This is a genomic window from Pantoea sp. CTOTU50773 (assembly GCF_032082325.1).
In the GTDB taxonomy this organism is placed as follows: domain Bacteria; phylum Pseudomonadota; class Gammaproteobacteria; order Enterobacterales; family Enterobacteriaceae; genus Pantoea; species Pantoea communis.
Genome location: NZ_DAMDQC010000161.1, coordinates 1 through 9737, shown reverse-complemented (window position 1 = coordinate 9737; position 9737 = coordinate 1). Strand labels below are relative to the sequence as shown.

The following is a 9737-nucleotide window of genomic DNA, read 5'->3' as shown; positions in this document are numbered from 1 at the left end:
TCAGTACGTCGATATTCAGGCGACCGGCATCACCAAGGCCGACCTGGAAGCACGTGCCGGCAAACCGGTAACCACCGTGCCGCAGATTTTCCTTGATGACCAGCACATCGGTGGTTACACCGAATTTGCGGCATGGACCAAAGAAAATCTGGGTGTTGAAGCCTAAGCAAACGGGCCTGCGGGCCCGTTTTTGATCGTGCTATTCGGCACGCATCGCCAGCATAATCCTCATCAGGCGGACCAGTAACGCCCCGCATCCAGCCCAAAACAGCGCACTTAAACTCCATGCAACAATCAGCAGCCAACTGTGCATCTGCGTGACGGTGAGCCACATCCAGGCCATACCCAAAAGCGTGCCCACCACGGCGACCCACAGTGTACTGACCAGGGGACTATCCGGCTGCAACAGCGCCATTAACATGCCCGGCAATAAAAACAGCAATAATTCAGGCTGTCCGCGCATCGCTTGTTCCGCGGCAACGGCCCAAAAATGGTGTGCAAAAATAAACACCAGCGTATAAAGCATCATACCCAGAACCGGTGCTGGCCAGCGATTATTGCGCTGCAACATAACCATCCTCAACTTTGTTGTTAACAATATTGAAACGTTTACTGCCCTGATGCGCACAAGTGGAAATAAAAAGAAACAGCCGCTGGCAGAAGGATTAAAAACTGCTGATAGCTGAGGAAGTTATTTATGATTAGAATGACGCCGTTTTAAATAATGGTCTGCACCTTCCTGGCGGCAAGGACATTCACAGCTGCCACAAGATAGCGAAAAAAGGCCCTTTCATCAACTTGTTACAGGTAAAGAAGAAGTTAAACCGTGAACATTAACGTCGCAGAATTGTTAAGCGGAAATGACGTTCTGTTATTATTTGTCGTCTTAGCCCTGGGGCTGTGCTTAGGCAAATTACGTCTCGGCTCGGTACAGCTAGGAAATTCCATTGGTGTCCTCGTTGTTTCATTGATTTTAGGTCAGCAGCACTTTGCGATAAATACCGACGCACTCAGTCTCGGCTTTATGTTGTTTATTTTTTGTGTCGGTGTTGAAGCCGGACCTAACTTTTTCTCGATCTTTTTCCGCGACGGTAAAAACTACTTCCTTCTTGCCATTGTTATGGTGGTCAGCGCCCTGCTCGTTGCGTTGGGACTCGGCAAAGTGTTCGGCTGGGATATTGGTCTCACGGCAGGCATGCTGGCCGGTTCCATGACCTCCACGCCGGTGCTGGTGGGCGCGGGTGACACGCTGCGACAAAGCATCAGTGACAACCATCAGCTCAGCATGATGCAGGATAACCTCAGCCTCGGTTACGCCCTCACCTATTTGATTGGTCTGGTCAGCCTGATCTTTGGCGCGCGCTATCTGCCTCGTCTGCAACATCAGGACTTACCCACCTGCGCGCAGCAGATTGCACGGGAACGTGGTCTGGATGCTGACAGCCAGCGCAAAGTATTCCTGCCTGTGATCCGCGCCTATCGCGTTGGCCCGGAACTGGTGGAATGGAGCGGCGGTAAAAATCTGCGCGAGCTGGGCATTCATCGCCAGACCGGCTGCTACATTGAACGCCTGCGCCGTAACGGTATTCTCGCCAGCCCGGATGGGGATGCGATGCTACAACTCGGCGATGAGATCTCGCTGGTGGGCTATCCCGACGCACACGCACGCCTCGATGCCAGCTTCCGTAACGGCAAAGAGGTGTTCGACCGCGATTTGCTCGACATGCGCATCGTCACCGAAGAGATTGTAGTGAAGAACCACAATGCGGTGAATAAACGCCTGAGCCATCTGAAACTCACCGATCATGGTTGTTTCCTTAACCGAGTGATTCGTAGTCAGATTGAGATGCCGATTGATGACAGCATCATGCTGAACAAAGGCGATGTATTGCAGGTGAGCGGTGAAGCGCGCCGTGTGAAAAGCCTGGCGGATCGCATCGGCTTTATTGCGATTCACAGTCAGATGACCGATCTGCTGGCCTTCTGCGCCTTCTTTATCATCGGGTTGATGATCGGCATGATCACCTTCCAGTTCAGCAACTTCAGCTTTGGCATCGGTAACGCCGCCGGTTTGCTGTTCGCGGGTATCATGCTCGGCTTCCTGCGCGCCAACCATCCGACCTTTGGCTACATTCCGCAAGGGGCGCTGACCATGGTGAAAGAGTTCGGTTTGATGGTGTTTATGGCAGGTGTCGGCCTGAGCGCCGGTAGTGGCCTGCAACATGGCCTTGGCAGCGCGGGCGCCTTGATGTTGCTCAGCGGTCTGCTGGTGAGTCTGATCCCGGTGGTGATTTGCTATCTGTTTGGTGCCTACGTGCTGCGTATGAACCGCGCGCTGCTGTTTGGTGCCATCATGGGCGCTCGCACCTGTGCCCCGGCCATGGAGATTATCAGCGATACCGCACGCAGTAGCATTCCGGCACTCGGCTATGCAGGAACTTATGCGATTGCTAACGTTTTGCTGACGCTCGCCGGCACGCTTATTGTGATAATTTGGCCGCTTTTGCCTTTTTAAAAATATTTTTACTGCGTTCAGAACTTTCTATTTGGGGCGCAGTCTGAATAAGTGCCACTGCTTTTCTTTGAAATCCCCAAATTGTGGAGCCCGCCGGTCACTGACTTGCGGGTTTTTTTATGCCTGCAATTCCTGTTGCTTAAGGTTCTCCTAAGCGTAAATTGCGACCCTGCCACTCTGGTTTCGCTATTTTCCAATATTCATGCAACTTTCATCAAAGTTAAACACTCCAACAACCCACGATAAGATTAAGAGCCCGACTATTTATTGTTTGTCTGGTCGCTTTTACGCTATCAACTTTATTTTACTGGCAATTTCAGCACTGGTGTTTATGTGGTGGTCGCGCCACGAAAGCCTGGATATCGCGATCAGCCAGCAGTGGTTTGACCCACAGACGCAGACGTTTCCATGGCAACACAACCGCTGGCTGGATCTGATCAATCATCGCTTGTTCAAGGATGTGATCATCGCTGGAGCGGTATTGATGTTGTTACGAGGTGTGCAGAAGCGTGATGGCCGCCGCGTGTTGGTGGCCCTGCTATTTGGTATGGGGCCGCTAGTGGTGGGCATCCTGAAGGCGCACAGCGCGCACTCCTGTCCGTGGGATTTGGCGATGTTTGGCGGTAAGGCAGCCAGTTTTGTGCTGCTGGATCCCACTCCGGTCAATAGCGGTCCGGGGCAATGTTTCCCTGGCGGTCACGCTTCCAGCGGCTTTGCCCTGATGGCGCTGTTCTTCCTGTGGTGGCCCGAGCGTCCGCGCCGCGCCGTGCTGGCGCTGTTGTTCGGTATCGCGGTGGGCTTACTGATGGGATACGGACAGGTGATGCGCGGTGCCCACTTTTTCTCTCACAACTTGTGGGCTGGCTGGTGGGTGTGGCTGAGCCAGGTGCTGATTTTTGCTGGTGTTTCTTTTTGGGTAGACAAGATGAGGAAAAGCAAACGTGATGGAAGCGCTCAACCATAGCCTGTTTCTATGGATCAACGCCACGACGGATTCACCGCCATGGTTGATTAATCTGGCGACCTTTATCGCCAAAGATGTGATTGCCATTGTCCCGCTGCTGATTGTGGCCTTATGGTTTTGGGGGCCGCGCGATCAGGTGCAATCTCAACGCGCGCTGGTACTGAAAACCGGCATGGCGCTGATTTATGCATTAAGCATTTCATGGTGTGTCGGCCAACTGCTGCCACATCCGCGCCCGTTTGCCATTGGCTTCGGACATCAATTCCTGGCACACGCCGCCGATGACTCTTACCCCAGCGATCATGGCACCACTATTTTCACCTTTGCGCTGGCGTTTATCTTCTGGCACCGACTGTGGTCAGGGGTGATTTTACTGGCGGTCGGCAGCACCATTGCCTGGTCGCGCGTCTATCTGGGCGTGCATTGGCCAATGGATATGCTGGGCGGATTTTTGGTGGGCTTGCTGGCGTGTCTGGCTTCGCATATGGCGTGGCAGCTGTATGGCGACCGCATGCTGGCTTTCACCCATCAGGTGTATCGCACGCTGTTCGCTACGCCGATTAAGAAAGGCTGGGTGCGCGGATAATGCTAAGGGCGGCCCGATCGGGTCGCCCTTATGCTGATTAGCTAAACCACTTCCCAAACCAGCCGTTAAATTTCATCATAATGAAATCCCAGATACGGCCAATAAATCCGCCCTCCGGCACCGCTTCCATCACCACCAGCGGACGCTGATCCACGGTTTTGCCATCCAGCTGGAAATCAATAGTCCCCACCACCTGATTCTTCTCCAGTGGCGCTTCCAGCTGCGGTGAGTTCAGGGTGAAACTCGCCTTGAGGTTTTTCATCTGCCCTTTCGGCACGGTGATCGCTGCGTCTTTCGCGACACCGAGATTGACCTGACTCTGCTCACCGAACCACACGCGCTGCTGGGCAAAAGGCTTATCGCTTTTAATCGGTGTCACTGTCTCGTAGAAACGGAAACCCCACGTGAGGAGCTTCTCACTTTCACGGAAGCGGATCGCATCGGTTTGCGTACCCAGTACCACTGAGATCAAACGCATGTCTCCGTCCACGGCGGACGCGACCAGGTTATTACCCGCGCCCGAAGTGTGTCCGGTTTTAATCCCATCCACCTTCAGGTTACTGCTCCACAACAGGCGGTTACGGTTCATCTGCTTGATGTGATTAAAGGTGAACTCTTTCTCACTGTTTAACGCATACTCTTCAGGTACATCGCTGATCAAACGCTGGCCGATAATCGCCATATCGCGCGCGGTACTGTATTGCCCATCGGCATCCAGCCCGTGCACGGTCATAAAGTGGGTATTCTGTAATCCAAACGCCTTAACGTAGTTGTTCATCAGACCGATAAACGAGTCCTGGCTACCGGCGACATAATCGGCCAGCGCGATACAGGCATCATTGCCTGACTGAATCACCACGCCCTTGTTGAGTTCAGAGACCGGAATACGGTCACCCGGTTTCAGGAACATCAGTGAAGAACCGCGCAGCTTCGGGTTGCCGGTTGCCCATGCATCCTGGCCGATAGTGACCAGGTCATCGTTGTGGATCTTGCCGGCTTTTAGCGCCTGGCCGACCACGTAGCTGGTCATCATTTTGGTCAGGCTGGCGGGGTCCAACCGCTGGTCGGCATTGGACTCAGCCAATATCTTGCCGCTGTTGTAGTCCATTAAAATCCAGGCTTTGGCCTCAATTTGCGGTGCAGCAGGCGCCTGTTCAGCCTGAGTGGTGATGGGAAGGAAAAGCACTAATAATGAAGTGGCAGCCAGCGGCCGCAAGGCAGAAATGACGGAGTTTTTTCTCATGAGCGTGACCAGATTGTCCTTGTTAAATCATGGTTTTCTAGCAGGTAAGACATGTCTTAATAAAAGCTACACGCTTACCACCTGCGAACAAAACCGTCCAACCGTAAAGTTTTATAGAGTTTATTAGAGTAACCCTGGCATCAACCCCGACCCGCTGCCACTTTTACTGTTACGCCGTAGTGGAAAAAGTGAGAGAAATTCCGATTTTTCGCAGAACGGTTAAGCCAGTCACAAAATTCCGCTAACCTGATGCCAATCAGCCCGAGGAGAACCACGATGGACTTAGCCGTTTTCGATCTGGACGAAACCCTGATTTGTGAAGACAGTACCAGCCTGTGGCTGCGCTGGCTGGTCTCACAGGGATTTGCCCCCGAAGCACTCATCTCTCAGGAACAAGCCTTAATGGAGAAATACCATGCCGGCACCCTGTCGATTGAAGAGTATATGAACACCACGCTATCCCCGCTCGCCGGTATGGCGACCCTGACGGTTGAGGGTTGGGTACGGCGTTTCATCCATCGCGATATTCTGCCACGCGTCTTCCCCGCCGCACGGGAACGCATAAACTGGCATCAGCAACGCGGCGACACCGTGATGATCATTACCGCCAGTGGCGATCATCTGGCGGTGCCGATTGCGCAACGTCTGGGTGTACACGGCGCGTTGGCGATTGGCGTAGAAGTGGTTGACGAGCGCTACAGCGGCCAGATTTATGGCACCGCCACCTATCGCGAGGGGAAAGTCACTCGTCTGAGTGACTGGAAGGCTTTGCAACAGGATAAGCGCTTTGAAAAAACCTGGGCTTACAGCGACTCCATGAACGATTTACCCTTGCTCAACCATGCTGATCACGCCTGGGTCATTAACCCGGATGCGCTGCTGCAGCAGGAAGCGCAGCAGCGGGGTTGGGAAGTATGCAGCTGGGTGCGTTAAGTTAACCACGCGAGGCGCTGGCGGGTTCCGCCAGCCCGACTTTTAGCAGCTTACCGTTGGCTTCGTCGGTGAGCACATAGAGATAACCATCCGGCCCCTGACGCACATCGCGAATACGTTCACCGCGATCCTCCAGCAGTCGCTGCTCTTCGACCACTTTCTCGCCGTTCACCCGCAGGCGAATCAGGCTTTTTTCCTTTTAATGCGCCGATAAACAGCGAATTTTTCCACTGCGGGAAACGTGCGCTGTTGTAAAACGCCATCCCGCTGATGGCTGGTGACACTTTCCACCAGAACTGCGGTTGTTCCGTGCCCGCCACGTGCGTGCCCTGCGCTTCCGGCACTTTCTGCCCGCTGTAATCAATGCCGTAGGTGGCCAATGGCCAGCCGTAGTTTTTGCCTTTCTGCGGGATATTCACTTCATCGCCGCCGCGTGGGCCGTGTTCACTCTCCCACATTTGCTGCGTCCACGGATTGAAAGCTAATCCCTGTGGATTGCGCATGCCGTACGACCAGATTTCTGCCCGCGCGTCTTTGCGCTGGATAAAAGGATTGTCTGCCGGGATTTCACCGTTCTGGGTCAGGCGCACGATTTTTCCTGAAAGCTTGTCGAGCTGTTGGGCGCTGAGGCTGGAAAAGTTGTCGCCAAAGGCAATGTAGAGATAGCCCTGACCATCAAATGCGAGGCGAGTTCCCATGTTGGCGCCGCTAGAGAGCTTGGGTGTCTGCTCCAGCACCACTTTGAAGTCGCTCAACTGGCGATTATCGTCGCTGAGTCGCCCGTAGCCGACCACCCCACCCGCTCGCCCCTCGGCATCTGCCGTGGTGTAACTGAGCCACACGCGGCGGCTTTGGGCGAAATCCGGTGCCAGCACCACATCCAGCAAGCCGCCCTGACGATTTGCCCACACTTTGGGTACGCCGCTAATGGGTTGCGACAAGCCTTTTCCCGGCTGCCAACTGCGGAGTTGCCCGGAGCGTTCGGTAATTAACAACGTTTGATTGTCAGGCAGAAAAGCCATTGACCACGGATGATCAAGTTTGTCCTGTAATACCTGAACCTGAACATCAGCAGCCAGGGTCGAATGGGCATAACTCAATGCGCCAAGCAACAGCGCGACAGGCAGTAAACGCATGGGATTCTCCTTTATCACGGTCTGCCGTTAAGGGTAGTCAGCCCGTAAGAAAGGATGTGCAGGATTTACAAAACATTAAGCCCGACATCATGCCGGGCAACGAGATTAAGGCGCGGAGAAGGCCACGACATCACGAATCATTTCGTCTATGCCCGGACGAAGATCGTTGAGCGTAATTGGCGTACTGTTGTTCGGCAGGGATTTACCAAAGGCTTTGCGCACGACTTTGATCATTGGCTTACCGGTCTGCGCATCGACCGCTTCCACCTCGAGGAACAGCGCACTGTTTTGCGTACGGTGGCCAGTGGCCGCCATGGTGCTCGCTACAACTGCCGCAATCGGCACCACTTCGTAGAACTGCATCCCTTCGTTTTCTGCCGTCACGGCGGTGATGGCGCTTTTCACCCTGAGCGTATGTGCACCAGGCTTGCCCACCACCGGTTTACGTTCTGCGACCGCGCGTTTTAACTGACTATCGGTGTACTGACGGATTTGATCCAATGTTTGCTGGCTGATGCGTTCAGTCGGTCGCGCGGCGGGATAGTAAACCACGGGTTCGAACACCACGTTGGTGTAATCCGCGCTGTGATAATCCGGCGAGATCCAGCGCAATGTCGGTTTACCGCTGGGTGACTGTTCAGATTTTAACTGGCTGTAATCGCCGAGAAAGCCGGAAAACTGCTGTTTATCCGCAACATGAGAGGTACAACCTACCGCCAGCATAGCCAGCGTTAAAGCAGGAATATAAAGACGAAATCGCATGAGAAAGCCCTTATAAGAGGTAAATCGCTTCTCAAGTGTAGAGCGCACGCTGCGCTTTGGCGGGAAATTTTCACAGAATGGGAGAAGAAACCACCTGCATTGCAGGTGGTTAGGGAATCACTCGAAGCAGGTCTCAGGATTCTCAGACAACGAAATGAACCTTTCGCCGCCTTTGGTCAGGGCAATAATGCCGCCGCTCTCAATATCATAAACCCACCCATGCAGACGCACTTTGCCTTTACGCAGCGCCACCGCTACCGAAGGGTGTGTTTTGATATTGTTCAGCTGAGCAATCACGTTCTCTTTGACCATTTCATTGAGACGGGTTTCCACCGCTTCATAATTGCGCTCTTCCACCACAGCTTTAGCTGCATTGGCGTAGTGCAACCAGTGATCAACCGCGGGCATGCTTTCTAAATCCGCATTAGACGCGATGGCGTTCATGGCACCACAGTTGGAGTGACCGCAAATGATGATCTCAGTCACACCCAGCGCAACGACCGCGTATTCAATCGTCGCGGAGACACCACCCGGTTCGGGACCAAACGGCGGCACAATATTACCGGCGTTACGGATCACGAATAGCTGGCCTGGCTCGGATTGGGTGACCAGTTCAGGCACCAGACGGCTGTCTGAGCAGGAGATAAACAGGGCTTTGGGATTCTGGTTTGACGCCAGACTTTTGAAAAGATCCTTCCTTTCAGGGAACACATTCTGTTGGAAATTCAGAAAACCTTTAACGATCTCTTGCATTTGTCTGCTCTCACTTTATCCGCATCTGCGCTGGCGGTACGATCTGCACCGTCAGCACGCGTTCAAATTCTTCAGTGCGGTGAATAACTTACAATCACCAACCGAACATTTAAGCAAAACAGGCTGGATTACACAACTCGGATCACCGTTAACGGTTCGCAGTCGCCAGCCTTATCGGCGACGATTTGAACGGATAACAGCTCCATTAAGCATAGCGGGAAACGCCCATTACGCGGTTAAGGAGATTCTTACATCACCTATACATTTTCCCTCGCAACCTCTGTACAATCCCCCGCCTATCCACACTAATTATGATGAATTATTATCCTTATGAGCCATGTCAAAAATCCGCCGCGCGTAGGCTTCGTCTCACTCGGCTGCCCAAAAAACCTCGTCGACTCAGAACGCATCCTGACGGAACTGCGTACTGAAGGCTACGATGTGGTGCCACGCTACGATGATGCGGAGATCGTCATCGTTAACACCTGTGGATTTATTGATAGCGCCGTACAGGAATCACTGGAAGCGATCGGTGAAGCGCTGAACGAGAATGGCAAAGTGATCGTCACCGGTTGCCTGGGTGCCAAAGTGGATCAGATCCGCGAAGTACATCCTAAGGTACTGGAAATCACCGGCCCGCACAGCTACGAGCAAGTGCTGTCGCACGTTCACACCTATGTGCCAAAGCCGGAACACAACCCGTTCCTGAGCCTGGTGCCCGAGCAAGGCGTTAAGCTGACGCCACGCCACTACGCTTACCTGAACATTTCTGAAGGCTGCAACCATCGCTGCACCTTCTGCATTATCCCGTCCATGCGTGGCGATCTTGATAGCCGTCTGATTGG

8 protein-coding genes and 3 pseudogenes are annotated in these 9737 nt (G+C 53.5%); 6 read left to right on the top strand and 5 right to left on the bottom strand.

The genetic code is table 11. The features are described 5' to 3' along the window. Positions 1-166, top strand: a pseudogene (locus RT340_RS19260) (glutaredoxin); the annotation flags it as partial. A gap of 33 nt (positions 167-199) precedes the next feature. Here RT340_RS19260 and ybjM read toward each other — a convergent pair. Then, on the bottom strand, positions 200-571 hold the full coding sequence (gene ybjM / locus RT340_RS19255; RefSeq protein WP_313377515.1) for an inner membrane protein YbjM: 372 nt from the start codon (positions 569-571) through the stop codon (positions 200-202). A 255-nt stretch (positions 572-826) separates the two neighbouring features. On the opposite strand from ybjM, the gene RT340_RS19250 reads away from it, so the two are divergent. The 3 genes from RT340_RS19250 to ybjG all read left to right on the top strand — a co-directional run bounded on the left by RT340_RS19250 (position 827) and on the right by ybjG (position 4065). Further along, the gene (locus RT340_RS19250) at positions 827-2515 is read left to right on the top strand and encodes an aspartate:alanine antiporter (protein ID WP_097119352.1); all 1689 of its coding nucleotides are present in this window, start codon (positions 827-829) and stop codon (positions 2513-2515) included. 202 nt (positions 2516-2717) lie between these two features. Continuing rightward, positions 2718-3479, top strand: a complete 762-nt coding sequence (locus tag RT340_RS19245; RefSeq protein ID WP_409566167.1) for a phosphatase PAP2 family protein — start codon at positions 2718-2720, stop codon at positions 3477-3479. Further along, positions 3460-4065 (top strand): undecaprenyl-diphosphate phosphatase, encoded by a 606-nt coding sequence (gene ybjG, locus RT340_RS19240; protein WP_097119354.1) that lies wholly within the window; start codon positions 3460-3462, stop codon positions 4063-4065. The genes RT340_RS19245 and ybjG overlap by 20 nt, the downstream gene beginning before the upstream one ends. Before the next feature lie 37 nt (positions 4066-4102). Here the strand turns inward: ybjG and RT340_RS19235 are convergent, their stop codons facing one another. Next, complete coding sequence (locus RT340_RS19235; protein WP_160832412.1) at positions 4103-5308, bottom strand: serine hydrolase; 1206 nt, start codon at positions 5306-5308, stop codon at positions 4103-4105. Between the two features lie 276 nt (positions 5309-5584). Here RT340_RS19235 and RT340_RS19230 point away from each other — a divergent pair, with 276 nt between their 5' ends. Then, positions 5585-6241, top strand: coding sequence for an HAD family hydrolase (locus tag RT340_RS19230; protein ID WP_034820768.1), 657 nt, complete (start codon positions 5585-5587; stop codon positions 6239-6241). 1 nt (position 6242) lies between these two features. Here the strand turns inward: RT340_RS19230 and RT340_RS19225 are convergent. From RT340_RS19225 to RT340_RS19215, 3 genes and pseudogenes are all read right to left on the bottom strand, one after another. Next, a pseudogene (locus RT340_RS19225) lies at positions 6243-7377 on the bottom strand (PQQ-dependent sugar dehydrogenase). Between the two features lie 105 nt (positions 7378-7482). Further along, the gene (locus RT340_RS19220) at positions 7483-8139 is read right to left on the bottom strand and encodes a DUF3313 domain-containing protein (RefSeq protein WP_160832410.1); all 657 of its coding nucleotides are present in this window, start codon (positions 8137-8139) and stop codon (positions 7483-7485) included. A 117-nt stretch (positions 8140-8256) separates the two neighbouring features. Further along, on the bottom strand, positions 8257-8892 hold the full coding sequence (locus RT340_RS19215) for a carbonic anhydrase (RefSeq protein ID WP_058961964.1): 636 nt from the start codon (positions 8890-8892) through the stop codon (positions 8257-8259). Between the two features lie 330 nt (positions 8893-9222). Between RT340_RS19215 and rimO the strand changes: the two are divergent. Then, a pseudogene (gene rimO, locus RT340_RS19210) lies at positions 9223-9737 on the top strand (30S ribosomal protein S12 methylthiotransferase RimO); the annotation flags it as partial.